Origin of the sequence: Sphingopyxis sp. JAI108, assembly GCF_013410105.1 — a bacterium.
Classification (GTDB): Bacteria; Pseudomonadota; Alphaproteobacteria; order Sphingomonadales; family Sphingomonadaceae; genus Sphingopyxis; species Sphingopyxis chilensis.
The window spans coordinates 86,018-111,422 of sequence record NZ_JACCCJ010000001.1; the positions used below are offsets into that span (position 1 = coordinate 86,018).

27 protein-coding genes are annotated in these 25,405 nt (G+C 66.1%); 9 read left to right on the plus strand and 18 right to left on the minus strand.

Going from position 1 to position 25,405, the window contains the following annotated elements; all coding sequences use genetic code 11:
• Positions 1 to 35: 35 nt before the first annotated feature.
• The 5 genes from recQ to HDC29_RS00495 all read left to right on the plus strand — a co-directional run bounded on the left by recQ (position 36) and on the right by HDC29_RS00495 (position 5,412).
• A complete protein-coding gene (gene recQ / locus HDC29_RS00475) occupies positions 36 to 1,823 on the plus strand; it encodes a DNA helicase RecQ (RefSeq protein WP_179493516.1) in 1,788 nt (595 codons plus the stop codon).
• Between the two features lie 51 nt (positions 1,824 to 1,874).
• Positions 1,875 to 2,309, plus strand: coding sequence for a TIGR01244 family sulfur transferase (locus HDC29_RS00480; protein WP_179493517.1), 435 nt, complete (start codon positions 1,875 to 1,877; stop codon positions 2,307 to 2,309).
• A complete protein-coding gene (locus HDC29_RS00485) occupies positions 2,306 to 2,740 on the plus strand; it encodes a hypothetical protein (RefSeq protein ID WP_179493518.1) in 435 nt (144 codons plus the stop codon). Before HDC29_RS00480 ends, HDC29_RS00485 begins: the two co-directional genes overlap by 4 nt.
• The gene (locus tag HDC29_RS00490) at positions 2,733 to 3,647 is read left to right on the plus strand and encodes a sterol desaturase family protein (protein WP_179493519.1); all 915 of its coding nucleotides are present in this window, start codon (positions 2,733 to 2,735) and stop codon (positions 3,645 to 3,647) included. Before HDC29_RS00485 ends, HDC29_RS00490 begins: the two co-directional genes overlap by 8 nt.
• Positions 3,648 to 3,825: 178 nt before the next feature.
• Positions 3,826 to 5,412, plus strand: a complete 1,587-nt coding sequence (locus tag HDC29_RS00495) for a GMC family oxidoreductase (RefSeq protein WP_179493520.1) — start codon at positions 3,826 to 3,828, stop codon at positions 5,410 to 5,412.
• 70 nt (positions 5,413 to 5,482) lie between these two features.
• Here the strand turns inward: HDC29_RS00495 and HDC29_RS00500 are convergent, their stop codons facing one another.
• Positions 5,483 to 6,025: a winged helix-turn-helix transcriptional regulator gene (locus HDC29_RS00500; RefSeq protein ID WP_179493521.1), complete on the minus strand. Its 543-nt coding sequence runs from the start codon at positions 6,023 to 6,025 to the stop codon at positions 5,483 to 5,485.
• A 95-nt stretch (positions 6,026 to 6,120) separates the two neighbouring features.
• Between HDC29_RS00500 and HDC29_RS00505 the strand changes: the two genes are divergently transcribed.
• Positions 6,121 to 6,495: a VOC family protein gene (locus HDC29_RS00505; RefSeq protein ID WP_179493522.1), complete on the plus strand. Its 375-nt coding sequence runs from the start codon at positions 6,121 to 6,123 to the stop codon at positions 6,493 to 6,495.
• Positions 6,492 to 6,971 carry a hypothetical protein gene (locus HDC29_RS00510; RefSeq protein WP_179493523.1) on the plus strand — a complete coding sequence of 160 codons (480 nt, stop codon included), beginning with the start codon at positions 6,492 to 6,494 and terminating at the stop codon, positions 6,969 to 6,971. Before HDC29_RS00505 ends, HDC29_RS00510 begins: the two co-directional genes overlap by 4 nt.
• Positions 6,972 to 7,202: 231 nt before the next feature.
• Here the strand turns inward: HDC29_RS00510 and HDC29_RS00515 are convergent, their stop codons facing one another.
• The 13 genes from HDC29_RS00515 to HDC29_RS00575 form a co-directional block, all read right to left on the minus strand.
• Positions 7,203 to 9,593 carry a TonB-dependent receptor gene (locus HDC29_RS00515; protein WP_179493524.1) on the minus strand — a complete coding sequence of 797 codons (2,391 nt, stop codon included), beginning with the start codon at positions 9,591 to 9,593 and terminating at the stop codon, positions 7,203 to 7,205.
• 296 nt (positions 9,594 to 9,889) lie between these two features.
• Complete coding sequence (locus tag HDC29_RS00520; RefSeq protein WP_179493525.1) at positions 9,890 to 11,254, minus strand: ammonium transporter; 1,365 nt, start codon at positions 11,252 to 11,254, stop codon at positions 9,890 to 9,892.
• A 17-nt stretch (positions 11,255 to 11,271) separates the two neighbouring features.
• Positions 11,272 to 11,610, minus strand: coding sequence for a P-II family nitrogen regulator (locus tag HDC29_RS00525; RefSeq protein WP_003043080.1), 339 nt, complete (start codon positions 11,608 to 11,610; stop codon positions 11,272 to 11,274).
• Positions 11,611 to 11,780: 170 nt separating this feature from the next.
• The gene (locus tag HDC29_RS00530; protein WP_179493526.1) at positions 11,781 to 12,479 is read right to left on the minus strand and encodes an endonuclease/exonuclease/phosphatase family protein; all 699 of its coding nucleotides are present in this window, start codon (positions 12,477 to 12,479) and stop codon (positions 11,781 to 11,783) included.
• Positions 12,480 to 12,641: 162 nt separating this feature from the next.
• Positions 12,642 to 12,854, minus strand: coding sequence for a DUF2007 domain-containing protein (locus HDC29_RS00535; RefSeq protein WP_179493527.1), 213 nt, complete (start codon positions 12,852 to 12,854; stop codon positions 12,642 to 12,644).
• Positions 12,854 to 13,417, minus strand: coding sequence for a pyridoxamine 5'-phosphate oxidase family protein (locus HDC29_RS00540; RefSeq protein WP_179493528.1), 564 nt, complete (start codon positions 13,415 to 13,417; stop codon positions 12,854 to 12,856). The genes HDC29_RS00535 and HDC29_RS00540 overlap by 1 nt, the downstream gene beginning before the upstream one ends.
• A gap of 28 nt (positions 13,418 to 13,445) precedes the next feature.
• Positions 13,446 to 14,012 (minus strand): DUF924 family protein, encoded by a 567-nt coding sequence (locus HDC29_RS00545; RefSeq protein ID WP_257017971.1) that lies wholly within the window; start codon positions 14,010 to 14,012, stop codon positions 13,446 to 13,448.
• 104 nt (positions 14,013 to 14,116) lie between these two features.
• Positions 14,117 to 14,518, minus strand: coding sequence for a hypothetical protein (locus HDC29_RS00550; RefSeq protein WP_179493530.1), 402 nt, complete (start codon positions 14,516 to 14,518; stop codon positions 14,117 to 14,119).
• A gap of 82 nt (positions 14,519 to 14,600) precedes the next feature.
• The gene (locus HDC29_RS00555; RefSeq protein WP_179493531.1) at positions 14,601 to 15,836 is read right to left on the minus strand and encodes a hypothetical protein; all 1,236 of its coding nucleotides are present in this window, start codon (positions 15,834 to 15,836) and stop codon (positions 14,601 to 14,603) included.
• 209 nt (positions 15,837 to 16,045) lie between these two features.
• Positions 16,046 to 17,488 (minus strand): metalloprotease TldD, encoded by a 1,443-nt coding sequence (gene tldD / locus HDC29_RS00560; protein ID WP_179493532.1) that lies wholly within the window; start codon positions 17,486 to 17,488, stop codon positions 16,046 to 16,048.
• Between the two features lie 39 nt (positions 17,489 to 17,527).
• Positions 17,528 to 18,025, minus strand: a complete 498-nt coding sequence (locus tag HDC29_RS00565; protein WP_179493533.1) for a DUF4402 domain-containing protein — start codon at positions 18,023 to 18,025, stop codon at positions 17,528 to 17,530.
• 152 nt (positions 18,026 to 18,177) lie between these two features.
• Entirely contained in the window at positions 18,178 to 18,375 is a 198-nt protein-coding gene (locus tag HDC29_RS00570) for a zinc-finger domain-containing protein (RefSeq protein ID WP_179493534.1), read from the minus strand.
• A 136-nt stretch (positions 18,376 to 18,511) separates the two neighbouring features.
• Positions 18,512 to 19,009, minus strand: a complete 498-nt coding sequence (locus HDC29_RS00575; RefSeq protein ID WP_257017974.1) for a DUF4402 domain-containing protein — start codon at positions 19,007 to 19,009, stop codon at positions 18,512 to 18,514.
• A gap of 176 nt (positions 19,010 to 19,185) precedes the next feature.
• Here HDC29_RS00575 and HDC29_RS00580 point away from each other — a divergent pair, with 176 nt between their 5' ends.
• Positions 19,186 to 20,106: an ABC transporter ATP-binding protein gene (locus tag HDC29_RS00580; RefSeq protein WP_179493535.1), complete on the plus strand. Its 921-nt coding sequence runs from the start codon at positions 19,186 to 19,188 to the stop codon at positions 20,104 to 20,106.
• Between the two features lie 3 nt (positions 20,107 to 20,109).
• On the opposite strand, the gene HDC29_RS00585 is transcribed toward HDC29_RS00580, so the two are convergent.
• Entirely contained in the window at positions 20,110 to 20,880 is a 771-nt protein-coding gene (locus HDC29_RS00585) for a PHB depolymerase family esterase (protein ID WP_179493536.1), read from the minus strand.
• 272 nt (positions 20,881 to 21,152) lie between these two features.
• Between HDC29_RS00585 and nadB the strand changes: the two genes are divergently transcribed.
• On the plus strand, positions 21,153 to 22,727 hold the full coding sequence (gene nadB / locus HDC29_RS00590) for an L-aspartate oxidase (RefSeq protein WP_179497093.1): 1,575 nt from the start codon (positions 21,153 to 21,155) through the stop codon (positions 22,725 to 22,727).
• Here the strand turns inward: nadB and HDC29_RS00595 are convergent.
• The 3 genes from HDC29_RS00595 to HDC29_RS00605 are packed head-to-tail and all read right to left on the minus strand — an operon-like array spanning position 22,724 to position 25,346.
• Positions 22,724 to 22,969: a GlsB/YeaQ/YmgE family stress response membrane protein gene (locus HDC29_RS00595; RefSeq protein WP_179493537.1), complete on the minus strand. Its 246-nt coding sequence runs from the start codon at positions 22,967 to 22,969 to the stop codon at positions 22,724 to 22,726. The genes nadB and HDC29_RS00595 overlap by 4 nt on opposite strands.
• On the minus strand, positions 22,966 to 24,171 hold the full coding sequence (locus HDC29_RS00600) for a M20 family metallopeptidase (RefSeq protein ID WP_179493538.1): 1,206 nt from the start codon (positions 24,169 to 24,171) through the stop codon (positions 22,966 to 22,968). The genes HDC29_RS00595 and HDC29_RS00600 overlap by 4 nt, the downstream gene beginning before the upstream one ends.
• Positions 24,168 to 25,346, minus strand: coding sequence for an acyl-CoA dehydrogenase family protein (locus tag HDC29_RS00605; protein ID WP_179493539.1), 1,179 nt, complete (start codon positions 25,344 to 25,346; stop codon positions 24,168 to 24,170). Before HDC29_RS00605 ends, HDC29_RS00600 begins: the two co-directional genes overlap by 4 nt.
• Positions 25,347 to 25,405: the final 59 nt, after the last annotated feature.

Below are 25,405 nucleotides of genomic sequence, written 5' to 3' on the forward strand. Positions count from 1 at the left end.
CCCCCTTGCTCCTAAACTTCCTATCGCCCTCTCCAATGTCCGCAGACGCACTTCTCCCTCTCCTGAAATCGACCTTCGGCTTCGACCATTTTCGTGGCCGTCAGGGCGACGTCGTCAGCCGCGTGATGGCGAGCGCGCATACGCTCGCGGTGATGCCGACGGGCGCGGGCAAATCGCTGACCTATCAGCTTCCCGCCGTTGCCTTGGACGGATGCGTCGTCGTGGTGTCGCCGCTGATCGCGCTGATGCACGACCAGCTGCGCGGCGCGCGCGCGGCGGGGATAAGAGCGGCATCGCTGACCAGCGTCGACGCCGATTTCGCCGATACGCGGCAGGCCTATCGCGACGGCCAGCTCGACCTGCTCTACATCGCGCCCGAGCGTGCGACGGGCGAGGGCTTCCGCTCGCTGATGGCGGCGCGGACGCCGGTGCTGTTCGCGATCGACGAGGCGCATTGCGTCAGCGAATGGGGGCATGACTTCCGGCCCGATTACCGGCTGCTGCGCCCCTTGCTCGATGCCTTTCCCGCGGTGCCGAGGCTTGCACTGACGGCGACGGCGGACAGGCACACGCGCGAGGATATCCTCGTCCAGCTCGGCATTCCGGCCGACGGGCTGGTGCTTGCGGGGTTCGACCGGCCGAACATCCGCTATCGCGTGACCCCGCGCGTCAGCCCCGCGAAGCAGCTCACCGATTTTATCGCCGCCAATCCGGGGCCGGGGATCGTCTATTGCCCGACGCGCGACGGAACCGAACGCATGGCGGCGAAGCTCGCCGCCGCGACCGGGCGCAGCGTCGCGGCCTATCACGCCGGGCTCGACCCCGAACGGCGCGCGCAGGTCCAGCATGACTTCGTCGCGTCGGAGGACGGGATCGTCACCGCGACGGTCGCATTCGGCATGGGGATCGACAAACCCGACGTGCGCTTCGTCGCCCACGCGGGACTGCCGAAGTCGATCGAGAGCTATTATCAGGAAACGGGGCGCGCGGGGCGCGACGGCGACCCCGCCGAGGCGATGATGCTGTGGGGCGCCGAGGATTTCGCGCGCGCGCGGATGCGGCTCGGCGAACTGCCCGAGGCGCGCATCGCGGGCGAGCGGGTCCGGCTCAATGCACTGGCGGCGCTGGTCGAAACGGTCGAGTGCCGGCGCGCGCTGTTGTTGCGGCATTTCGGTGAAAATCCGCCCGAGCGCTGCGGCAATTGCGACAATTGCCTCGAACCGCCGCGGCAGATCGATGCGACGGTCCTCGCGCAGAAATTGCTCTCGGCGGTCTATCGCACCGGGCAGAGCTTTGGCGCGGGGCATGTCGAAGCGGTGCTGACGGGCCGGAGCGACGAGCGGATCGAAAGCCGCGGTCACGACAAGCTGTCGGTCTTCGGCATCGTCGCGGGCGAGGAAGCGCGGCTGATCAAGCCGCTCGTCCGCACGCTCGTCGCGCGCGAGGCGCTCGAGACGACCGAGCACGGCGGGCTGATGTTCGGGCCTTCGGGGCGCGCGGTGATGAAGGGCGAGGTCTCGGTGCTGATCGCCGAGCCGCCGGTGAAGCGCAGCCATCGGGAGGGTGGGCGCGCCTCGCGCGCCGATCGCGCGGCAGCGAACCCGGTGGGCGATCCGCTGTTCGACGCGCTGCGCGCGATGCGGCGCGAACTGGCGGCCGAAGCCGGGGTGCCTCCCTATGTGATCTTTCACGACGCGGTGCTGCGCGCGATGGCGAGCGAGCGGCCGGCGACGCGGAGCGCACTGGCGGACATCCCCGGCGTCGGCGGCAAGAAGCTCGAGGCGTGGGGCGACGCATTCCTGAATGTGATCAGTCAGCACTGACGTTCACCTTCACGCTTGTCAGCAACCAGCCGCCGGGAGTAGATCGCTGGCATGAGCGATTTTAGACCCCTGTCCGCCCATTTCAGCGTCGCGCCGCAGCTCGGCATCGAGGATGTCGCCGAGGCGAAGTCGCAAGGCTTTGCCATGGTGATCAACAACCGTCCCGACGGCGAGGAGCCCGCAGCGCCGCAGGGCGAGCATATCTCCACTGCCTGCGCCGCCGAAGGGCTGGCCTATGCCGCGATTCCGATCGGTCACGCGGGGTTCAGCCATGCGCAGATCGACGCGCTCGACAAATTGCTGGCGAGCGCGACGGGGCCGATCCTTGCCTATTGTCGCTCCGGAACGCGTTCGACGCATCTCTGGGCGCTGACCCGCGCGCGCGCGGGTGACAATGTCGATGGCATCGTCGAGGCGGCCGCGAAGGCGGGTTATGATCTTTCCGGGCTCAGGCCGATGCTGGACGCGCTCGCGGGGGAAAAATGACGGCGGTGCTCGTCCAGACGGGCGCGTCGCTCGCCGCGGTGCTGTTCGTTGCCTGGCTGGTCGGCAAGATGGGGCTCGGCGACGATCCCCGGATCGCGGATGCCGATCATGCGATCCGGCTCGCCGAAGAGGCCGAAGCGGGGTTTCGCGGCACCGAGGTCGCGCGCGACCGCGCGGGCTTCGCCGCGATAGTGCAAAATGCCGAGGGGCGGATGATGCTGGTGCGCGCGCATGGCAATCATTTCGCAGCGCGGCCGGTCGATGCGAGCGTCATCGGGCGGCTCGACAAGGATTTCCTGACGCTCACGATGCCGGAGAAGACATTCGGCGCGGTGACGCTGCAACTGGGGAAGGATGCGGGGATGTGGGCGAGCAGAATGCGGTCGCTTTCCGCGGCCTCTTCGTCAGAAGAGGCTGTTGATCGTGCCTGAGCTGCCCGATCCCGTCGTCTACGCGGTCCCGGCCTTCATCCTGTTGCTGATCGCCGAGATGATCGTCTCGCTGCGCAAGGACAGGAGCCGGTACGAGGCGCGCGATACGCTGACGTCGCTGATGCTCGGGACAGTGAGCCAGATTGCGGGTGCGCTCGTCGGCGCGGCGGTGATCGGCATGTCGGTGTGGGTGTACCAGTTCCATCTGTTCGACATCGGGATCGAGTTCAGCCGCTGGTGGTGGGCGTGGATCCTCTGCTTTTTCCTCGACGACCTCGCCTATTACGCCTTCCACCGCAGCGCGCACCGCGTGCGCTGGTTCTGGGCGAGCCATGTCATCCACCACAGCAGCCAGCATTATAATCTCTCGACCGCGCTCAGGCAGACGTGGACGGGCTTTTTCAGCCTGACCTTCCTGTTTCGCATGCCGCTGTTCCTGATCGGCTTTCCGCCCGCGATGGTTTTTTTCTGCGCGGGGCTGAACCTGATCTACCAGTTCTGGATCCATACCGAGGCGATCAAGCGGCTGCCCCGATGGTTCGAGGCGGTGATGAACACGCCGTCGCACCACCGCGTCCACCATGGCGTCAATCCGCGCTATCTCGACGCCAATTATGCCGGGGTCTTCATCATCTGGGACAAGATGTTCGGCAGCTTCGTCCCCGAGCGCGACGACGAGCCGGTGCGATACGGCATCGTCAAGCAACTCGGCAGCTTCAACATATTGTGGGCCGCGGTGCATGAGTGGGTCGGGATCGCGAAGGATGTGTGGAGCGCGCCGTGGAAGCACAAGCTATCCTATATGTGGCGCGAACCCGGCTGGAGCCACGACGGCAGCCGCGCGACCAGCGCGATGATCAAGGAACGCTGGGCGGCGGGACGGCCGATGGAAGAGCCGGCGGAATAATTTTCGCCGTCATTGCGAGGAGCCGAAGGCGACGCGGCAATCCAGAGTCGGCGCAATCCGCTCTGGCTTCGCTCCGCTCCCAATGACAAGCTTTTGGCAGCTTGCTTCGCCGCCTAATGACATTCATGTAAGCATCCGGGCGACCGCCGGCAGGCGGCGCGAGGGAGAGTCGCGAAACATGGATCAGTTCGACATCATCGTCATCGGCGGCGGCAGCGCGGGGAGCGCGGCTGCGGGGCGGCTGGCCGAGGACGGCAAGCGCACCGTCTGCCTCGTCGAAGCGGGCGGGCACAACGACACGGTGCGCGTCAAGACGCCGGGCTTCATGCCCTTCATCCCCAAATCGTCGAACTATCGCTATGACACCGTGCCGCAGTCGGGGTTGAACGGCCGGATCGGTTATCAGCCGCGCGGGCGCGGGCTCGGCGGGTCGAGCGCGATCAATGCGATGGTCTATATCCGCGGCCATGCCTTCGATTACGACCAGTGGGCCGCGCTCGGCGCGAGCGGCTGGAGCTACGCCGACGTGCTGCCCTTCTTCAAGCGCAGCGAGGGCAATGAACGGGGGGGCGACGAATTTCACGGCGCCGACGGGCCGCTCAATGTCATGGACCAGCGCTGGCCGAATGTGACGAGCCGGCGTTTCGTCGAGAGCGCAGCGGCGCTGCAACTGCCGCGCACCGCCGATTTCAATCAACCCAACAACGAAGGCTTCGGTCTCTATCAGGTGACGCAAAAGGGCGGCGAACGCTGGTCGGCGGCGCGCGCCTATGTCGAGCCCCTGCGCGGGCGTGGCAATTTCGCGGTGCGCACCGGCGCGCTGGTCGAGAAGATCCTGATCGAGGACGGGCGCGCGACCGGGGTGGTGATCCGCCGCGGTTCAAAGCGTGAGACGCTGCGCGCGCGCGGCGGCGTGGTGCTGTCGGCGGGGGCCTTCAACAGCCCGCAGATTTTGATGCTGTCGGGGATCGGCCCCGCGGCCCAGCTCAAGGACAAGGGCGTCGAGGTGGTCGCCGACCGCAAAGGTGTCGGCGCGAACCTGCAGGACCATATCGACTATGTGTCGAGCTGGGAGACGCGATCGACCGACCCGTTCGGCGACAGCGCGGGCGGCACATGGCGGATGGTCAAGGCGATTTTCGAGCATCGCCGGCAGCGTAGCGGGATCATGACCACCTGCTTCGCCGAGGCGGGCGGTTTCTGGAAGTCGCACCCCGACCTCCCCGCGCCCGACATCCAATATCATTTCGTCCCCGCGATGCTCGAGGATCATGGGCGCACCAAGGTAAAGGGGCACGGCTTTTCGTGCCATGCCTGCGTGCTGCGCCCCGAGAGCCGCGGGTCGGTGACGCTGGCGTCGGGCGATGCCGCCGCGGCGCCGCTGATCGACCCTGGCTTCCTGACCGACGAGCGCGACATGGCGACGTTGCGCGCCGGCGTGCGGATGATGCACCGCATCGCTGCAGCGCCGCCGCTGTCGGACTATGCCGGGGTCGACCGGCATCCGGTGAATCTCGACGACGATGCGGCGCTGGACGCGTTGATTCGGTCGCGGGCCGACACCGTCTACCATCCCGTCGGGACGTGCCGGATGGGGAGCGATGCCGAGGCGGTGGTTGATCCGGCGCTCAAGCTCAACGGTGTCGAAGGGCTGTGGGTCGCCGATGCGAGCATCATGCCGCGGCTGGTGTCGGGCAATACGAACGCGCCGAGTATCATGATCGGCGAGCGGGCGGCGGATTTCGTGAAGGCGGCTTTGGCATAGTGACACCCGGCGAAAGCCGGGGGCCCCTGCGATGTAGCGCCAGCCTTCTGGCCCCGGCTTTCGCCGGATGTCACCAGGTGCAAGCCTCCGCCAGCACCCTTCCAGTCCGCGTCAGTTCATAGCGACTCGCCGGCGGGCGCAGGTCGAGCACTTCGCGCGACACCAGCCCATGCTTGCCCAGCGCCGTCAGCCCCTGAGACAAGGCGCGGGGCGTTGCCGGGGCGAGCAGGCGCGACAGCGCGTTGAAGCGGTCGTGCCCGGCGCCGATTCCGGCGACGAGCGGCAGGCCCCAGCGCGTCGCGGCGCCGCGAGGCAGGCCGATTTCCCGCTGCGCTACGGCGATCGCGGCGGCGCGCGCGGCTGCGGCCCGCCCTTTTTCGGTGAGGATATATTCGGGCCGCAGCGGGTGGCCGTGGCCGGGGTTGCGCTGCACCCAGCCGATCCTTGCCGCAGCATCGAGCGTGCGTGCGCAGCTGTCGCGCGACAGCCCGAGCCGGTGGATCAGCTCGACGAAGCGTGCGCCCTTGTGCGCCGCGAGGTCGGCGAGCAGCGGCACCAGCCAGCGGTGGCTGCCAAGCTCGACAAGCAGGGGATCGGGTGTGCTTGACTGCATTTGCAACTAACTATACAAACCAGATCATCGAGGCAAGCGATTTGGGGTGCGGCATGGCTTGCCGTGCCGGTCGGCTGGCGGTCAGGGAGGAAGCTATGGCGCTTGAGATCGGGTCGGAACTCACCTGTTCGATGGGGGTCAGGGACATGACCGCATCGATCGCATGGTATGAGCGGGTGATGTTGTGCGAGCTGCTCTACCGCGCCGACGAGATCGGCTGGTGCGAGCTGAAGACCCCGATGACGGGGGTCAATATCGGGCTCAGCCAAATCGAAAATGTGGTGCAGGGCGGCGGCGCGACCAATGTGTTCGAGGTCGCCGATATCGAGGCAGCGAAAGCGCATCTCGACGCCGAGGGCGTAAAGCAGGACGGCGATATCCAGCATATACCGGGGTTGGTGAAGCTGCTCACCTTTTACGACCCCGACGGCAACGCCTTCATGTTCTCACAATCCGAGATCGCGCCATGATGCGGCTTGGGTGGGCCGCGGCGGCGCTGCTCGCGCCCGCCGGGCCCGCCGTCGAGGCGCCTTCGCTCGCTGCCTGGCATGGCAGCTGGGTCGGAGAGGGCGAGGCGTTCGGCAAGCCCGCGACCGCGACGCTCGAAATCGCACCGGACGCGGGCGGCGCGACGGTGCTGGCCTATCGTCTGAGCATCGCCGGGACGCCGTCCGTCATCTATGCGGCCAACGCGACCTATGCCTTTGATGCCGAGGGGCGGTTGTACGGGAAATGGACCGACGACACGGGCCGAACGCGCGCGATCGCGGGCGGAGTGAATGCGGCGAAATGGTGGACACATTGGGGCAGCGCCGATGTCGAGATCGGCCGGTCGGCCTATGTCCTTGAAGAGGACGGAAGACTCGTTGTCAGCGATTCGATTCTGCAGGACGACGGCAATTGGCGCGTCTTCGCCATGCTGCGCTACACGCGCAAAACCCCGTGAAACTGCCATTTTCAGGCAATATTCCTGTCGCGCACAAAAAAAAGAGGGCCGGGACTTGCGTCCCGGCCCAGCCTTTCAGGCTCTCCCCTCCTGAAACTGTTGACCCAATGAATGCCATATTAATGTCATGTTGGAAAGGCTAAAATTGCGGCAATGCTGCACAAAATTTGTGCAGCATTTCAGCGCGAAAAAGGGGCCGCGTTGCGGTCGCGCCCGACCCCCTTTCCACTCTTAAAAGCCCTTTCGTACCGTGACGCCGAAGGTGCGCGGCTGGTTCGTCGCAAAGCCGAGCCGCGCCCGCCCGCCGCGTTCGCGGTCGAAGGCGAGCAGCGCATTTTCGTCGAACAGATTGTTCACATAGACCGAGATTTCGAGTTCGTCCGGAAACTCGATCCCCGCGCCGAGATTGACCAGCTGATAGTCGGGCAGCTTGAGGTCCAGCGTCGTCGCCGACCCGATCGGCGCGCCGCCGAAGGTGAAGCCGTGCACGAAAGTCCGCGGGTTGTTCTCCTGGTCGCCCGGCTGGGTATAGCGGCTGCCGACATGCTGGAAGGAGGCGGTGACGAAGGCGTTGGTGTCCGACGAGGGATCGATCGGGAAGCTGTAGGTCGCGTTCGCCGACATCTGGAACTTCGGTACCGAGGGCAGGCGGTTGCCGTCACGGATACCCTCGATCACCGTGCCGTTCGGGCGCGTCAGCGTCGAGTCGAACTCAGCCTCGACATAGCTGCCCGACAATCCGAGATCGAGCCCGGTGACGGGGCTCGCCGACAGCTCGAATTCGAGCCCCATCGTATGCGCGTCGGCGTTGAACACGATGCGCGACGAGCAACTGCCGGCGTCGGCGGTGACCTGCAGATTGTTGATCTTCGTATAGAAGCCGGCGGCGTTGAACGTGATGCCGCCGAACTGCGCCTTCACCCCGCCTTCGTAGTTCCACAGCGTTTCGTCGTCGTAGCGCGGCCGGCCGCCAAACGTCTCCGCGTCGGGGCCGTTCGGCACGCCGCCGTCGCAGAGCGGCAGGTTCAGCGGGTCGTTGACGCCGCCGAGGCGGAAACCCTTCGACGCCTGCGCGTTCAGCGTGATGCCGTCGGCGACGTCGTAGCTCAAGAGAAGGCGCGGCGAAAAGCCGGTCGACGAGGTCTTGTCGCGGTCGTTGTCGCCGTTCGTGAACAGTCCTCCCGATACGAAGCGGCGCGTTTCGTCGAAGGCATAATAGCGCCCGCCCACCGTCGCGGTGAGGCGCTCGGTGAAATCATAGCTGACCTCGCCGAAGATCGCTATTTGCGACAGGTCATAGGGGATGTCGGCATTGTACGGTGAATTGGGGCCGAACCCGTTCGCCACCGCCGCAGAGGTTCCGTCGCCAAGCGTCGCATCGGTGACGGCATCGTAGCCCGGTGTCGGCAGGCGCTGCGTATAGTCGCGTTTGACGTTGGCATAATAGCCGCCGATCAGCCACTGGAAGGGACCGGTGCCGGCGGAGTTCACGCGCACTTCCTGCGTGAACTGCTTGACGCCGGTCGTGTCGACGAGGTTCGACGGGAGCAGGATGCCCGCGTCGGGGAAGCCGAGGTCGGCCGACACGCTGCCGGTGAGCGCGCTCGCATCGCGGCTGACGAGGATGTCGCGATCGGTATAGCTCGTGACCGAGGTCAGGCCGATCGTATCGCCGGCATAGTTCATCGTGAGGTCGAAAAGCTTGACCTCGTCCTCGAACGCTTCGTCGAGGAGCAGATATTGCTGGCGCTCGTCGAAGGTCACCTGCGGCCGCGTCGTCGTGAACGGGTTGGCGAAAAGGTTATAGACCTCCTGCCGGTTGAAACCGTCGGTGGTCACCTTCTGATAGACGAAGCGCGGGGTGATCGAGAGATTCTCGGCGGGTTCCCAGCGGAGCGACACGCGCCCGCCATAGCGTTCGCCGTCGTTGACATCCTCGGTCACGCCGCCGCCCTCGCGCAGCGCGTCGATGAAGCCGCCGTATCGCGTGTAATAGCCGACCGCGCGCATCGCGAGATTGGAACTGAGCGGCAGGTTGATCGCGCCCTTGAGGTGTCCGCCGAAATCGTCGCCGTCGACGAGATTCACATTGCCCTCGACCTTGCCCTCGACGCGGTCCGTGGTCGGCTGGTTGGTGATGTAGCGCAGCGTGCCGCCGACCGAACCCGAGCCGAAGAGCGTGCCCTGCGGCCCGCGCAGTGTCTCGACGCGGTTCAAATCGAACAGGTCGAGGTCGGGGGTGAAGAGTGAGAGCGAGACGACAGATTCGTCGAGATAGACGCCGACCTGTTCCTTGACGCCTGGCTGGTCGCGCGCGATCTGGCCCGCCGAAACGCCGCGCACCGACACCTGGCTCTGCCCGGGGCCGAGGTTTTGAACGGTCAGGCCCGCGACATTGCGCGACAGATCCTCGATCGTGCTGGCGTTGGCGCGTTCGATCGCCTGCTCGGTCTGGGCGTTGATCGAAAAGGGAACGTCCTGAAGGCTCGCGTCGCGTTTGGTGGCGGTGACGATGATCTCATTGCCGTCGTAGCCGCCCGAAGTCGCGTCCTGCGCCGCTGCCGGGGTGCCTGCGAGCGCAAGGCACGACAAGCCCGCGAGCAAAGATGCTCGGTTGTTCATGATAATCCTCCTCCTGGTGGCCAATCTTCGCTGGTCCGTCCGGGAGGGTGCGCCTCTTGCGGGTGATCTGCAATGGGGGACGATTCGCACGTAATAAAATTACTCTGACCTGTTGCGTCGTAGCCACAGTCAAAAAAACGGCCGGAACGTCGGTTCAGGGCCCGTGGCCCTTCCGGCCACAACCAAAAAAAAGGCCGGGACATCGGTCCCGGCCAGTGGTTCGCAGGAGGAACCCGGTGAGGATCCCGCCGCCGTTTGAAAGGAGAGAGACGTGCGGCGACGGGTATCCTGTCTCGTCAATAATTGTAGGCGCGCTCTCCATGCTCGCCGAGGTCGAGGCCTTCGCGCTCCACCTCTTCGGAGACGCGCCCGCCGGTAACCGCCTTGGCGATATAGAAGGCAATGGCCGAACCGACCGCCGACCAGAGGACGGCGACGCCGACCGACTTGATCTGGATCCAGAGCTGGCTGCCGAGGACATAGTCGTCGCCGGCCGGACCGCCGAGCGCGGGCAGCATCGTGACCGCGGTCAGGATCGAGCCGATCAGGCCGCCGATGCCGTGGATGCCGAACACGTCGAGCGAGTCGTCGAAACCGAGCTTGGCTTTCAGCTTCATCACGAACCAGCAGCAGACAATACCCGCAACGGCGCCGAGCAGGATCGCGCCGAACGGACCCGAGTTGCCCGCGGCCGGGGTGACCGCGACAAGGCCGGCGATCGCACCCGAACAGGCGCCGAGCAGCGAGCCCTTGTGGCCGAGGACGCGCTCGGTGAGCATCCAGAACAGGACGCCGGCGGCGGTGGCGGTGAAGGTGTTGATCAGCGCGAGGCCGGCCGAACCATTGGCTTCGAGCGCCGAGCCGGCGTTGAAGCCGAACCAGCCCACCCAGAGCAGCCCGGTGCCGATCAGCGTCATGGTCAGCGAGTGCGGCGCCATGATGTCCTTCTGATAGCCGCTCCGCTTGCCGATGATCAGGCAGCCGACGAGCGCCGCGACACCGGCGTTGATGTGGACCACCGTACCGCCCGCGAAGTCGAGCGCGCCCCAGCCGAAGATCAGGCCCGTCGCTTCATCGGTGCCGCCGAGATACCAGACCATGTGCGCGATCGGGTAATAGACGATGGTCAGCCAGACGATCGCGAAGACCATGACCGCGGAGAATTTCATGCGCTCGACGAGCCCGCCGAGGACCAGCGCGACGGTGATCGCCGAGAAGGTCATCTGGAAGGCGATGAACACGAATTCGGGGATCACGACGCCGTCGCTGAAGGTCGCGACGGTCGAATCCGCGGTGACTCCGGCGAGGAACAGTTTGCCTGACGAAATATACTCATTGCCGTCGCCGCCAAAGGCGAGGCTGTAGCCGAACATCACCCACATGATCATCGCGAGCGCCGCGACCGCGAGGATCTGCGTCAGAACCGACGCCATATTCTTGGTGCGGACGAGGCCGCCGTAGAACAACGCGAGGCCGGGGACGATCATCGCCATGACGAGCACGGTGGAAATCATCATCCAGGCGGTGTCACCCTTGTCGGGTGTCGGCGCGGCCGCCTCTGCGACGGCGGGCGCCGCCTCTTGCGCCCAGGCGGGCAGCGCGGCGAACAGCGAGAGGCCGGCGGCCCCGGCGCTCGCCGCAATCTTGTTTGCGAACGTCATAGTTTCCCCCTTCGTCATTACAGTGCCGCCTCGCCGGTCTCGCCCGTGCGGATACGCACGGCCTGACCGACGTCGAGGACGAAAATCTTGCCGTCGCCGATCGAACCGGTGCCGGCGCTTTGCTGCAAGGTTTCGACGACCCGCGGTGCGAGCGCGTCGTCGCAGACGAGCTCGATCTTCACCTTCGGCACCATGTTGGTGGCATATTCGGCGCCGCGATAGATTTCGGTCTGCCCCTTTTGCCGGCCGAAGCCCTTGACCTCGGTCACGGTCATGCCGGCGATGCCGAGTCCGGTGAGCGCCTCGCGCACCTCGTCGAGCTTGAATGGTTTGATGATGGCCAGGATCAGCTTCATGACGCCCCCTTTTGCTAATGGCACCATGTTGCACTGCAACGGGCGTGCCAGATTGCGCACACGGGACGAAAGTTAACATTTTGTGACGGTATTGGAGTCGCCGACGCGCCAGATCGTGCGTTTGATGGGCAGGAAAGGCAGGGTCATGCCTAAATTTTAGGCAAAGATTGCTATTTTGTTGCTCTGAACCGGGCCCAGATCGGCAGATGGTCGGACGCGCGCGCGGCGAGCGCGCTGCGGTGCACGCCCGCCTCGATCGCTTCGAGATCGGGCGAAGCGAAGATGCGGTCGAGCCGCGCGACGGGGCGGCGGCTGTGGAAGCTGTGGCCGGTGTCGACGGGGCGGTGATGCGCGCCGAAATCGGCAAGGCAGCCGCCGCTCGCGCGCCATTCGTTGCAGTCGCCCATCAGGATCGTCGGCAGGTCTTCGCCTTCGGCGACATGGTGCAGGATCGCGCGGGCCTGCTGGCGCCGCCGCAGCCCCGAAATGTCGAGGTGCATGCCGACGACGCGCAGCCGCGTGTCGCCGATGCGGATCGTCGCCGCGACCGCGCCGCGCGGCTCGAGGGTCGGCAGGTGAAGCGCGTGGCTTTCCTCGACCTCGGCGCCCTTGCGCACGAGGAGCGCATTGCCGTGCCAGCCGATCGCATAGGGGCGGCCGCTCAGGAGGTCGACGGGGACATAGTCGCTATGGTCCTCGAACATGTGCGGCGGGATCGCGCTCGCGCGCGTGCCGAACCGGCGGTCGGCCTCCTGCAATGCGACGATATCGGCGTCGAGTTCGCCGAGCACCGATAGCACCCGGCCGGGGTCGCGGCGGCGATCGAGCCCGATGCCCTTGCGCATATTGTAACTGGCGACCTTGATCATGTTCGGCGTTTTCACAGGATTAGGGACGAACGGATGCGGGGTTGGTTGCGTTTTACAGGCTCGTCATTGCGAGCGGAGCGAAGCAATCCAGGGCGGCTTACGTCCCGCTGGATTGCCGCGTCGCTTCGCTCCTCGCAATGACGAAGTGAGGAAACCACGACTCTAGGGTGTGGTAAACTCGGCCATCAGCGCCTGCGCTTCGCTCAGATCCTCGTCGAGCACCATCACGCGCACGGGGATGAGCAGCCCGACGCTTTCGGCGATGTTCATGCCCGCATCGAAGCACACAGCGTGGACGCCGGCGCTTTCGAGCCGGCCGCGCAGCAGCTCGGCCTCCGCACCGTTGGGAAGACGCACCAGCTCGACCAGCGGCATCAGGCGTCGCCCGCGATGAAGCGGTCGGTCGGGCGCGTGGGCAGCCCGTCGATGCTTTGCGTGCGTCCCTTGAATTTTTCGACCCAGAGGTCGCGGTCGGCCTGACGGTGGTATTTCTGCAGCGTGTCGCGCTCATGCTGCAATTCCATCATCGGCACGCCCCAGCCGCAGCTCGTCTGCACGCTGTCGATATCGATCACGAAAATCTGGCGCGTGCCCGGAATCAGCGTGAAATGCGCCGCAAGCGCCTCCCACTCGGCATCCTGCGGCAGCACGGCGCGGCCGCGACCATAGATGCGCAGGATCAGCGCGCTGCGATCGAAGGCGCAGAACATGATCGTGATGCGGCCGTCAGCGGCGAGATGCGCGTGGGTCTCGTTCCCCGATCCGCCGAGGTCGAGATAGGCGACCCGCGTATCCGACAGGACGCGGAAGCTGTCGGCATAGCCCTTGGGCGACAGGTTGATGCGCGCATCGGCGGCGGCGGTCGCGGTGAAATAGACCGGCTGCCTTTCGATGAAGGCGATATGCTTGTCGGTCAGCGTATCGGTGAATTCGGCCATGGCTGATCTCCGTTTGCAGCCCGCCCTATCACCAATTCTTGCCCTCTTCTATCGCCGCTTCTTCCTCGGGACGCGTCGCGCGGCCGAGCGCTTCGTTGCGGTGGGGGAAGCGGCCGAAGCGGTCGACGATGTCGAAATGCTTCTTCGCATAATCCTGGAACATCGGATCGCCGAAGCGCGCGAACAGGCGCAGCGATTCGCGCTGGTCGCCGATGTCCTCGCTGTGCTGGAAGGGCAGGCAGGCGAACTGGCGGCGTTCGTCGGGCCAGTTTTCTTGCCAGCCGCGTTCGACGATCCCGCGCGCGATGGCGCGCGCGAGGCTGTCGGTCGCAAAGGCATCGGCGTGGCCGCGATAGATGTTTCGCGGCACCTGGTCGAAGAGGATCGTCGCGGCGAGCGCCGTGTCGGGGTCGGTCAGGAAGCTCTCCGCCGGCTGCGAGCGGAGCGCTTCGTGCCAGCCCTCGGCCAGGTCGCGGACCGCCGCGTCGAAATCGGCGCCGCCGCCGTACCAGTCGTCCATGCCGTGCGCTTCGAACCAGAAGGCGAGGAGCTGCCGGGCCCAGTCGGCGGGTGGCGGGGCGGGCGATATGTCCAAGTCATTTGTCATTGCGAGCGGAGCGAAGCAATCCAGAGCGGTTTACGCAAGCTCTGGATTGCCGCGTTTCGTTCGGCTCCTCGCCATGAGGGAACGGATGATCCTTATTCGCCCTTCGCGCGGCGATAGGGGACGAACTCCCCGAGCGACACGAAGCCGCTGTACATGCGGCTCGTCCGATCGTGCAGTTCGAGCGTGTCGATGCTGCACAGCTGGCTACCCGTCGTCCTGAGGACGAGGATATCGTCGTCGTCGAGCGATTCGGCGCCGCCCTTCGGCCGGTTGACCCAATAGGTGCTGCCGACCTTGTAGACGATCGCTGTCTTGTCGATGATCTGCGAGCTGCGCGCGGTCGAGAGCGGGATGCAGTCCTGCGGTTCGCCAGCGACGCGGCCTTCGAGCAGCTTGGCAAGCTGTGCTTCGGGTTCGAGCTTCTCGCGCGCCATGGCGGCGGGGGCGGCGGTTACAGCCGCGGCGGCAATGAGCGCCGGGATGAGGTGACGCATGGTTCGACTCCTGTCTTCATCATACCCTACCCGGCGCCCTCTTACGCGATCACGCGTGAACAGGGGCTGACTCGCCGCCGTTTCAGCACGCCCCGTCGGGGAGCGGGATGCCGAACGGACCCTTGCACTTTTTCTTTTTTGCAGGCTCTGCCGGGGCGCTGCCGCCTGTCGACGATCCGCCCATGCCGCCGAAATCGGCGCCGATCATCAGCATGGTGTGCGAACGGAAGCGGACTTTCGCGGTCCAGTCGATATTCCACACGGCGTTGCCCGCGGGCTTGGGCGGATAGGAGAAATTGGCTTCGGGGCCAAAGGCGTTGAGGTTTCCGAACATCATTTCGCCCGACGCCTTTTTGACCTCGGCCGGAATCTGGCAGCTCGTCTGCGCGGGCGGCATCACGATCTTTCTGGTCACGAGGTTGGCGACGGTCGCGGGCGGCAGCCAGTCCCACAGCCCGCCGCCGAACTGCTGCGATGCGCTGCTGGTCCACCATATCATGTCGCCGTTCCCACCGCCGCGGTCCATGCCGCCGAACGCCCAGGCGACGTAGCCGGTCGCTGGCTGGAGCGCGTTCCAGCGGATCATCACCGACCCGTCGCCCTGCATCGCGGTCGACGCAGTCAGCGCAGGCATATAATCCTGCGCGAGGGTGAAATTGATATCCGGCCCGACATTGCCCGCGATGCGGTGCGCGCCGAGCAGCGAGCTGTCCTTCGGCACCGCCTTCGACGATTTGCGGTTCGGCCAGTCGGCATAGGAGGCGCTGTTCGACGCCATCACCTCGCGGATGCGCGGGACGGTCGAGGTAAAGAGGTTCGGCGGCACTTGCCCCGCCGCGACCTTGGCAAAGTCTATCACGACGGGCTGCCCCGGCCCGGCCTTGGCGCCGCAGCCCCAATAAAGCATCAGGCGGCCCTTGGGCCGCTCGAAATTGTCGGGCATTTCATTGCCGTCCTCGCGCGGACGCGGCTGGCTGGGCTCGGGCCCCCATAACGGCAATGACGCGCCAAGCTTCGCCTGCGGCTGGAAGAAATGATCGGCGCGCACGGGCGGCTTGGTCGGCGGCTGGTTTGCCCCCAGGCGAAGTTCGATCGTGCGCGCGACCTGATTGTCGGGGCCGCCCCCGAACATCATCCCCATCATCCCGCCCATGCCGGGCTTGCGCCCGCCCGCGGTCATCGCGGCGAACCCCGACGCGGTCGCGACGTCCATCTCGTAACGCTCTTTGGGACCGGTGGTCTTTTGCGCCGAGCCGGGAACGGCGGCGAGCATCGCGGCGATAGCGGCGACGGAAACGAAACGCAGACTCGAACGCATATTATCCTCCCTGTTGCGAGGGATCCCCCCACGGATGATGCGACCGAAACCTGTTCTTGTTTGACGCTGTTATATGCGCTGATCGGGCGAACGCCAAGTGAGGGCGATCACAGGCGCAAATCACCATCGTCGCCCCGGACTTGATCCGGGGTCCATTGCGGCGATGGCGTCATGGATGCCGGACCAGGCCCGGCATGACGATATGGGGGTCAGGCCGTCCCGCCCACGGTCAGCCCGCTGACCAGCAAGGTCGGCTGGCCAACCCCGGCGGGGACGCTCTGGCCGCCCTTGCCGCAGATGCCGATGCCTTCGTCGATCGCCATGTCGTTGCCGATGCCCGTGACCTTGGTCAGCACGCTCGGACCATCACCGATCAGCGTCGCGCCCTTGATCGAGTCGCCCAGCTTGCCGTTCTCGATCTTGTACGCTTCGGTGCAGGAAAAGACGAACTTGCCCGACACGATATCGACCTGTCCGCCGCCGAAGCTCTTGGCGAAGATACCGTTCTTGACGCGGCTCAGAAGCTCGGCGGGATCGTCGTTCCCGCCGCGCATGAAAGTGTTGGTCATCCGCGGCATCGGCGCGTGCGCGAAGCTTTCGCGGCGGCCGTTGCCTGTGGGTTCGACGCCCATCAGCCGTGCGTTGAGGCGGTCCTGCATATAGCCCTTCAAAATACCGTCCTCGATCAGGATCGTCTCGCCGGTCGGGGTGCCTTCGTCGTCGATCGAAAGCGACCCGCGGCGACCGCCGCCGACCGGGCTTTCCATCGCGCCATCGTCGACGACGGTGACGCCGGGCGCGGCGACGCGCTCGCCGATCCGGCCCGAAAAAGCACTGGTGCCCTTGCGGTTGAAATCGCCCTCGAGCCCGTGACCGACCGCTTCGTGCAGAAGCACGCCGGGCCAGCCGGGACCGAGCAACACGGTGAACTCGCCCGCGGGGGCGTCGACTGCGCGGAGGTTGACGAGCGCCTGCGACAGCGCCTCGTCGATCGCGCGGTTCCACTGCGCTTCCTCGAACAGATGGTCGTACATGTAACGGCCGCCGAGGCCGAAATAGCCCGATTCCCGACGCCCGTTCTCCTCGACGACGATCGAGACGTTGAGGCGGACGAGCGGGCGGATGTCGGTCGCGACGAAGCCGTCGGCGCGGACGATTTCGACCACCGACCAGCTGCCCGCCAGCGCAACCGACACCTGCACGACGCGCGGGTCGCGCGCGCGCGCTGCGGCATCTACCTTTTGGCAGAGCTCGACCTTTTTTGCGAAGGGGATGAGGTCGAGCGGGTTCGCTTCGTCATAAAGATGGCGGTTGGTGCGCGGCGGCGGGCCGGCGGGCGCCTGCCCGGCGGGGTCGAGCAACGCGAGCGTCTCGGCCGCGCGGCGGATCGCACCGGCGCTGACATCGCTCGCGTGCGCAAAGCCCGTCATCTCGCCCGATACGGCGCGCAGGCCGAAACCCGCGTCGGTCGAATAGTCGGCGGTCTTCAATCGCCCGTCGTCGAAGCCGAAGCTCTCGGTCGCGCGATATTGCAGGTAGAGTTCGCCGTCATCGGCCTTGGCGAGCGCTTCGCGCGCGAGCTTCTGCGCCAGATCGGGGTCGAGCGCGTCGGCACGATAAAGGAAGCGGCGGGGATCGGTCGGGCTTGTCATCGGCCCGATATAGGCACGCGCAAGCGTCGGCGCCAGCGCTCAGAGATAATTGACGGTGAGCGTGAATGTCCCGCTGTAACTCCCCGCGGGCTGGTTCGCTGGGACGTTGAGCGTGCCGCCGATATAATAGGTCTGCACCCCGCTCGGCAGCAATGTGCCGCCCAGCAGCGCGATGCCGCCGCCGCTGGTGCTCGCGGCGCGGACGAGGGTCGCGGTCATCGCCGGAGCGCCGCCGCCCGCGCGCGTGAGCGTGGCCGAGGTGCTGCCCGATACGGTGATCAGGAAGATACCGCCGGTGCCCTGGAACACCGCGCGGCGGCCGTCGTTGCCGACGAGTGTCGCGCCGCCGGTCGCGCCGCGCCCGTTGGTGAGGGGGTTGATCGTCACCGTGCCGCCCGTCGGGCCGCTGATCAGCGTGCCAAAGTCGAGATCGTCGGTCTTGATCAGCGTGTTCGGACGAACGACCGCGGCATTGGCGGTGCCGCCCAGGTCGGCGGCGTGCGCTGGTCCGCATAGCGCCGCGATCGCCGTTGCCACGGCGATGGCCAGGACGCGAGCCGCGCCCCGACAGTTTCTGGTCCCTCGAATCCCCACAGATTCTGCTCCTGTCTGGCACATACTATGCCAGCGGGACCTTCATCACTGATGCATGGGGTTGGTAAATCGGCCGTTTACTTCCGGCCGGCGGCCTAAGCTTTATCGGCGATCCCGCCGATGAGGACGAACCGCCGGTCGCAATAGCCGCAATCGGCGAAGCCTTCGTCGGGGTCGATTTCGAGCCACACGCGCGGATGGCCGAGCGCCGCATCGGCGAGGCCGTCGCCGGTGCCGTCGCAGGCGATGCGGGTCTTGGGCGTGCGGATGGTTTCGGGTGCGGGCTGGGTCATCGATCGCGCCCATAGCAAGGCCGCGAAGGCTCGGCAATCGGGTCTGCGCGATGACGGCAGGGCCGTGACGGCACCGGTGCAAACGCCGCATGGGCGCAAGTGGTCCCCCGGTGCCGTCTTCCCCCCACAGGAAGGCCTAAAGATAGTTGAGCGTGATCGTGAACGTGCCGCTGTAATCGCCCGGCGCCTGGTTCGCTCCGACCTCGAGCGTTCCGCCGACAGGGAAGTTGTAATTGCCAAGCGGCGAGGTGATTCGAAATCGCGTCGGCGCGGTCGACAGGATCGCGGTCGGCGTGCTGCCGATTTCGAAATTGCGGACGCGCATCCTTGTACCCGGTCCGGTGATCCAGATCATATTCGATCCCAGGGATATATTGACCTGACGGTTGAAACTGCCGAGCCCGGCGAAGCGCGCAGGTTCGCCGCCGTTACCCGCGAGCGTGACGCCCCCGGTGCGGCTTCGCGACCCGTCGGGCTCGATCGTCACCGTTCCCGCGCTCGCCGACGGGATGATGTCGCCGAAATGAAGGTCGTTCACCTTGAAGAAGGAAAGCGGACGAAGCACGATGGCTTCGGCCTCGCCCTGCGCGCCGCCCTGTGCCAGCGCCGGCGCGGCGAGGGCGGGCGCGATCAAGAGCGCAGCGATGGCTAGCCCGCGCTGCATAGGCAGCGGGCAAAAGATGTGACTGGTCCCCACAGGCCTCGTCCTAGCGGCAAGTTTCCAATTTAGCGTTAACGCCCCCGGTCAGCAGAAAATCTATCGGCGATGATGCCTTTCGCGTGGGCCGACGCGCGGCTATGGAGGCGGCCATGAGTGAAGCCGCCATCCGCATCGACGCCGTCTCCAAAATCTATGCCGGCGGCAAGCAGGCGCTCGACAATGTCAGTTTCGACGTACCGCGAGGGGCAATCTTCGGGCTGCTCGGGCCGAACGGCGCGGGCAAGTCGACGCTGATCAACATCCTCGCCGGCCTCGTCAACAAGACCGGCGGCCATGCGAGCATCTGGGGCTTCGACATCGACGCCGACCCGCGCAACGCCAAATATTCGATCGGCATCGTGCCGCAGGAGATCGTCTTCGATCCCTTTTTCACGCCGTTCGAGACGCTGGAGAATCAGGCGGGGCTATACGGCGTGCCCAAGGACAAGCGTATTTCCGACGAGCTGCTCGCCGCGGTGCATCTCAGCGACAAGCGCGACGCCTATGCGCGCACGCTGTCGGGCGGCATGAAGCGCCGGCTTCTCGTCGCGAAGGCGATGGTGCATTCGCCGCCGATCATCGTGCTCGACGAACCGACCGCGGGGGTCGATATCGAGCTTCGTCAGCAACTCTGGGAATATGTGCAGAGCCTCAACGATCGCGGCGTGACCGTGGTGCTCACGACGCACTATCTGGAGGAAGCCGAGGAGCTCTGCGACCGCATCGCGATCATCAACCATGGCAAGCTGATCGCGAACAAGCCGACGCGCGAGCTGGTCGACATGGCGCGCGAAAAGATCGTCGTCGTGACGCTCGACGCCGATGTCACGGTGCTGCCGACGCATCCGGCGTTCGAAAAGGTCGAGCGCGACGGGACGCGCGGGCTCGCGATCAGCTATAACAAGGACCGGATGAACGCGGGCGAAGTGCTCGCGGCGGTGAACGCGATGGGGCACGGCATCGTCGATGTTTCGACGCGCGAGGCGGACCTTGAGGACGTCTTCCTCAACCTGACGCGCAGCGCGGCCTGAGGCTCAGCGCCGGTAGCGCGCGAAAAAGGCCCACATCGCCTCATTATCGGCGACCCATTCGTGGCCGCGACCCTGGACGATACGCCCTGCGACGCGCGCGTTGCCGAGGCAGTTCGAATAGATTTGCTCTTCGGCGGTCTCGGAAACGGGGACGGTTTCGGGGCCGGTGCTGCAGCGATCGAGCTCGGCCCAGCGCGCGAGCGCGGTCGCCATCGAATATTGCCAATAGCCGGCACCGCCGCCCGCGACGGGGTTGGTCGTGTCGTCGCTGCCCGCAAAGGCATAGACCGGAACCGCCTTCTCCGGCCGACAGGTTGCGGGGTCGGGGCGCTGCGGATCGCCGGGTGAAGGATTGCCGGCGCGAAGCCCGACGACGGGTGCGATCGCCGCGAAGCGATCCGACGCGACGCAGCCGAGCCACGAGGTCATGCGCCCGCCGCCCGACAGGCCCGTCGCGTAGACACGCTCGGCATCGATGCACCTCTGCCCGGCAAGCCAGTCGATCGCGGCGGTCAGATAGGCGACGTCGTCGGGATCGTCGGCGGTCGGCAACGCGCCGGTGACGGTCGGCACGCCGGGGATGTTCCAGACGAAGCCCTTGCCAGCGGGAATGCCGGCATCGGGCGCCGCGAGCAGGAAGCCGTGATGGTCGGAGGTCGCGGCGAGCCCCGAATGGCGGAGCATTTCCTGCCCATTTCCGGTGCTGCCGTGGAGAAGGAAGACGAGCGGCCGATCGCGGATGCGGCGCACCCCGACGGGAATATGAATCAGCATCGAACGCCCGGTGTCGCCGACCGCGACGCGCTGCGTCGTTCCCGGTGCGCCGAGGGTGCAGCCGGGTGCGGCCAGTGCGGGCGTGCCGAAACCGAGAACCGCGATCAGGGCGACGGCTAGGATGCGAAACAGGGACAGGGGGCTTCTCCTTCGCGGCTTTGCTAGGCGGCGAGGGCGGTTGCGGCAAGGGCGCGCATCGAATTGAACCGCCGCCGCTTTCGCGTATAGGTGCGCGCACCGACGGCCGAGAGGAGCCTGCCTTGTCCACCGAAATGCAGCATGACGTCATCATCATCGGCTCGGGCGCCGCGGGGCTGACCGCCGCGATCGCGCTCGCCGATCATTGCCGCGTGCTGGTGCTCGCGAAGGGCGAGCTGACCGGCGGGTCGACAGCCTGGGCGCAGGGCGGCATCGCGGCGGTGCTCGATGCGGGCGACACGTTCGAGAATCATATCGAGGACACGATGGTCGCCGGCGCCGGCCTGAACCGGCGCGACACGGTCGAGTTCGTGATCGAGAATGCCCCGCATGCGATCGAGCGTCTCGTCGAAATGGGCGTGCCGTTCAACAAGGACGCCGAGGCGCTCCACCTGACGCGCGAGGGCGGGCATTCGCACCGCCGCATCGTCCATGTCGACGACGCGACCGGCTGGGCAGTGCAGGCGGCGCTGCTCAAGACTGCGGAGGCGCATCCGAACATTACCCTGCTGCCCGGACAGGCGTGCATCGACCTGATCACCGGGCGCCATGAGCTACGCTATTCGGGTTCGGGGCGTGTCTGGGGCGTCTATGCGCTCGACGAGAAGAGCGGCGAAGTCCACGCGTATGTCGGCCGCGCGACGATCCTCGCCAGCGGCGGGGCAGGGCGCGTGTATCAATTCTCCACCGCCCCGCGCGGCGCGACCGGCGACGGCATCGCGATGGCATGGCGCGCGGGCGCGCGCGTGTCGAACATGGAGATGATGCAGTTCCACCCGACCTGCCTCTATAATCTCGACGTCAAGAATTTCCTGATCACCGAAGCGGTGCGCGGCGAGGGCGGGATATTGAAGCACCCCGTCACGGGGCACCGTTACATGCCGGATTATGACGCGCGCGCCGAACTTGCGCCGCGCGACGTCGTCGCGCGCGCGAACGACGATCAGATCAAGCGCTTCGGGCTCGATTATGTCCATCTCGACATCAGCCATCAGGACCCCGATTTCGTCGCGGGGCATTTCCCGAACATCTATGAAAAGCTGTTGACGCTGGGCATCGACATGACGAAGCAGCCGATCCCGGTGGTGCCCGCGCAGCATTATACGTGCGGCGGGGTGCTGATCGACCTCGAAGGGCGCACCGACCTGCCCGGGCTTTATGCGGCAGGCGAATGCACCGAAAGCGGGTTGCACGGCGCGAACCGCCTCGCGTCGAACTCGCTGCTCGAATGCTTCGTCTTCGGCGAGGCGGCGGCAAGGGACATCGTCGCGCGCTGGGATGAGCTCGACGCCCCGCCGCCGATCCGGCCGTGGGACGAAAGCCGCGTGACCGATTCGGACGAAGAGGTCGTGATCAAGCAAAACTGGACCGAGATCCGCCGTTTCATGTGGAACTATGTCGGCATCGTCCGCACCACGAAGCGGCTCGAACGCGCGCGGCACCGCATCGACATGATGACGCACGAGGTCGAGGATTATTACGGCCACTTTCGCGTCACCACCGACCTCATCGAACTGCGCAACCTGCTGCAATGCGCCGAGCTGATCGTCAGGAGCGCGCTCCACCGCAAGGAAAGCCGCGGGCTGCATTATACGCTCGACTATCCCGACCTGCTGCCGCAGGCGGTCGATACGGTTTTGGTGCCCTAACCGCCTACACCGACCAGCCGCCCAACCAAAATCAACACGATCGCGCCGATCACCGAGGCGAGGCAGCCGGCGCGGTGGAAATCGCCGCGGCCGCGCGAGGTGGCGAGGCCGGCGAGCAGCGAGCCACCGATGCCGAGCAGGATCGTCGCGACCCATCCCATCTCTACCGCGCCGGGGTAGAAGAAGCGCGCCAGTGCGCCGATGATCAGGCCCGACAGGATCGCGCCGATGATGTTGATCATGCGTTGAATCCTTCGTTGAGAAAGCGTTCGGCGAGCGCGGCGTGCAAGGCGGCGCCGCGCGCCATCACGCTCTCGTCGAGCACCATATGGTTACTGTGGAGCCCGCAACATTGGCGCCAGTCGCTGCCCGCCTCGCTCGCGCCAAGCCAGAACATCGCGCCGGGGACTTTCTCGAGGACGTAGGAGAAATCCTCGGCGCCCATCACCGGATTGTCCATCGTCAGCCAGGCCTGCTCGCCAAAGGTCGCCTCGACGACCGACTGGCCGAAGCTCACCGCGCGGCTGTCGCAGATGGTGACGGGGAAGCCCTCCTCGATCTGCACCGCGGCGGTACAGCCGTGCGCTTCGGCGATCGCGGGGGCGAGGCGCTTCAGTTCGCGCGCGACCATCGCGCGGCGTTCGGGCGACAGCGTGCGGATCGTGCCGAGCATTTCGGCACTTTCGGGGATGATATTGTTCGTCGTTCCTGCGGCGATCTTTGCGATGGTGACGACGGCGGGGTCGAAAACCGAGATGCGGCGCGTCACCATCGTCTGGATCGCGGTGACGATCGCACAGGCAACGGGGATCGGGTCGATGCTGTCGTGCGGCATCGAGGCATGCCCGCCCGCGCCCTTCACGGTGATCGACAGGACATCGGACGAGGCGAGCAGCGGCCCGGCGCGCCCGGCGAAGATGCCGTGCGGCGCGTTGGGCATGATGTGGAGCGCAAAGGCGGCATCGGGCAGCGGGTCGATGATCCCGTCATCGAGCATGAAGCGCGCGCCATGATGGCCCTCCTCGCCCGGCTGGAACATGAACATCACGGTGCCAGGGAGCCGATCGCGCGCCGCGCAGAGCAGCTTCGCCGCGCCGACGAGCATCGCGACATGCGTGTCGTGCCCGCAGGCGTGCATCGCGCCGCTGATCTCCGAAGAGAAATCGAGCCCGGTATCTTCGAGCAAGGGCAACGCATCCATGTCGCCGCGCAGCAACACGGTGCGGCCGTTGGCGGGCCCGCGCAGGATCGCGACGAGGCCGGTGGTCGAAGGCCCCTCGCGAAACTCGAGCGGCAGCCCGGCGAGCGCCTGCTTGATCTTCGCGAGCGTCTTGGGGTTCTGAAGCCCGAGCTCGGGTTCGCGGTGGATCGCGCGGCGAAGGTCGACGAGGTCGGATAGGAGAGTTTCGGCCTCCGCGGGCCAGCTTCGAGCAATCTCGTTCATTTCTTTCCTCCTCCGAAGAGTTGCCGTCCCGCCAAATCGAGCATGATTTCCTCGCTGCCGCCCCCGATCGCATTGACGCGGACCTCGCGGTAGATGCGTTCGACCTTGCTGCCGGTGATATAGCTCGCGCCGCCGAGGATCTGTGCCGCCTCGCGCGCTACGCTTTCGAGCATCCGCGTCGCCTGAACCTTCAGCATCGCGAAGTCCGCTGGGCGGTCCTTGCCCTCTTTCACCTGCCACGCGCAGAGGTCGACCCACGCCTGCGTCGCTTCGATCTGGCGTTCCATGTCGGCGAGCTTGATGCGGATCGACTGGTGGCCGACGAGCGGTTTGCCGAAGGTTTCGCGGCTCTGCGCCCATTCGGCGGCCTCCGCCATCGCGACGCGGGCATAGGCGCAGCAGCCCATTGCCATGCCGAGCCGCTCGCTGTTGAAATTGCGCATGATGCCGATGAAGCCGCCATTCTCGGGACCGATCAGATTCTCGGCGGGGACGCGGACATCGCCGAAGTGGATCGCGGCGGTGTCGCTGCAGCGCCAGCCCATCTTGTCGAGCCGCGTGCGCTCGACCCCGGGCGCGTCCATCTCGATCAGCAGCAGCGAGATGCCCGCGGCGCCCGGGCCGCCGGTTCTCACCGCGCAGGTGAGCCAGTCGGCGCGCATCCCGCTGGTGATGAACATCTTCCCGCCGTTGACGATGTAGCTGCCACCGTCGCGAACCGCCGTCGTTTTGAGGTTCGCGACGTCGCTGCCTCCGCCCGCTTCGGTGATGCCGAGCGCGATGATCTTGTCGCCCGCGAGTACCGGCGGCGCGACGCGCTGTTTCAGTTCGTCCGACCCCAATGCGAGGATCGGCGGCAGGCCGATGCCGTGCGTCATCAACGACGCGCCGAGCCCGCCCGCGCCGACCGCCGCGAGTTCCTCGGTCAGCACCAAGCCATGGAAATTGTCGAAGCCTTCCGAATGGCCGCCATATTGTTCGGGATAGCGCAGGCCAAGGATGCCCGCGTCGGACGCCTTCTTGTGGAGTTCGCGCGGCAGCTCGCCTTCGGCCTCCCAGCGGTCGATGTGCGGCGCGATCTCGCGCGACACGAACCGGCGGACGCTTTGCGCCAGCGCTTCGTGGGTTTCGTCATAATAGGGCGACCTTGCGCGCCAGTCGTCGAAGGCTGTCATGCGCCGATGCTGCGCGGCGTTGACGTCCCCGTCAAGCAAGGCTTGCGCCGCCGGGCCAA

Excerpts from the sequence above, each read along its gene's own strand:
- recQ (WP_179493516.1), top strand. The coding sequence starts at position 36 with ATGTCCGCAGACGCACTTCTCCCTCTCCTGAAATCGACCTTCGGCTTC.
- HDC29_RS00480 (WP_179493517.1), top strand. The coding sequence starts at position 1,875 with ATGAGCGATTTTAGACCCCTGTCCGCCCATTTCAGCGTCGCGCCGCAG.
- HDC29_RS00485 (WP_179493518.1), top strand. The coding sequence starts at position 2,306 with ATGACGGCGGTGCTCGTCCAGACGGGCGCGTCGCTCGCCGCGGTGCTG.
- HDC29_RS00495 (WP_179493520.1), top strand. The coding sequence starts at position 3,826 with ATGGATCAGTTCGACATCATCGTCATCGGCGGCGGCAGCGCGGGGAGC.
- HDC29_RS00500 (WP_179493521.1), bottom strand. The coding sequence starts at position 6,025 with ATGCAGTCAAGCACACCCGATCCCCTGCTTGTCGAGCTTGGCAGCCAC.
- HDC29_RS00505 (WP_179493522.1), top strand. The coding sequence starts at position 6,121 with ATGGCGCTTGAGATCGGGTCGGAACTCACCTGTTCGATGGGGGTCAGG.
- HDC29_RS00510 (WP_179493523.1), top strand. The coding sequence starts at position 6,492 with ATGATGCGGCTTGGGTGGGCCGCGGCGGCGCTGCTCGCGCCCGCCGGG.
- HDC29_RS00515 (WP_179493524.1), bottom strand. The coding sequence starts at position 9,593 with ATGAACAACCGAGCATCTTTGCTCGCGGGCTTGTCGTGCCTTGCGCTC.
- HDC29_RS00520 (WP_179493525.1), bottom strand. The coding sequence starts at position 11,254 with ATGACGTTCGCAAACAAGATTGCGGCGAGCGCCGGGGCCGCCGGCCTC.
- HDC29_RS00525 (WP_003043080.1), bottom strand. The coding sequence starts at position 11,610 with ATGAAGCTGATCCTGGCCATCATCAAACCATTCAAGCTCGACGAGGTG.
- HDC29_RS00530 (WP_179493526.1), bottom strand. The coding sequence starts at position 12,479 with ATGATCAAGGTCGCCAGTTACAATATGCGCAAGGGCATCGGGCTCGAT.
- HDC29_RS00535 (WP_179493527.1), bottom strand. The coding sequence starts at position 12,854 with ATGCCGCTGGTCGAGCTGGTGCGTCTTCCCAACGGTGCGGAGGCCGAG.
- HDC29_RS00540 (WP_179493528.1), bottom strand. The coding sequence starts at position 13,417 with ATGGCCGAATTCACCGATACGCTGACCGACAAGCATATCGCCTTCATC.
- HDC29_RS00550 (WP_179493530.1), bottom strand. The coding sequence starts at position 14,518 with ATGCGTCACCTCATCCCGGCGCTCATTGCCGCCGCGGCTGTAACCGCC.
- HDC29_RS00555 (WP_179493531.1), bottom strand. The coding sequence starts at position 15,836 with ATGCGTTCGAGTCTGCGTTTCGTTTCCGTCGCCGCTATCGCCGCGATG.
- tldD (WP_179493532.1), bottom strand. The coding sequence starts at position 17,488 with ATGACAAGCCCGACCGATCCCCGCCGCTTCCTTTATCGTGCCGACGCG.
- HDC29_RS00570 (WP_179493534.1), bottom strand. The coding sequence starts at position 18,375 with ATGACCCAGCCCGCACCCGAAACCATCCGCACGCCCAAGACCCGCATC.
- HDC29_RS00580 (WP_179493535.1), top strand. The coding sequence starts at position 19,186 with ATGAGTGAAGCCGCCATCCGCATCGACGCCGTCTCCAAAATCTATGCC.
- HDC29_RS00585 (WP_179493536.1), bottom strand. The coding sequence starts at position 20,880 with ATGCTGATTCATATTCCCGTCGGGGTGCGCCGCATCCGCGATCGGCCG.
- nadB (WP_179497093.1), top strand. The coding sequence starts at position 21,153 with ATGCAGCATGACGTCATCATCATCGGCTCGGGCGCCGCGGGGCTGACC.
- HDC29_RS00595 (WP_179493537.1), bottom strand. The coding sequence starts at position 22,969 with ATGATCAACATCATCGGCGCGATCCTGTCGGGCCTGATCATCGGCGCA.
- HDC29_RS00600 (WP_179493538.1), bottom strand. The coding sequence starts at position 24,171 with ATGAACGAGATTGCTCGAAGCTGGCCCGCGGAGGCCGAAACTCTCCTA.
- HDC29_RS00605 (WP_179493539.1), bottom strand. The coding sequence starts at position 25,346 with ATGACAGCCTTCGACGACTGGCGCGCAAGGTCGCCCTATTATGACGAA.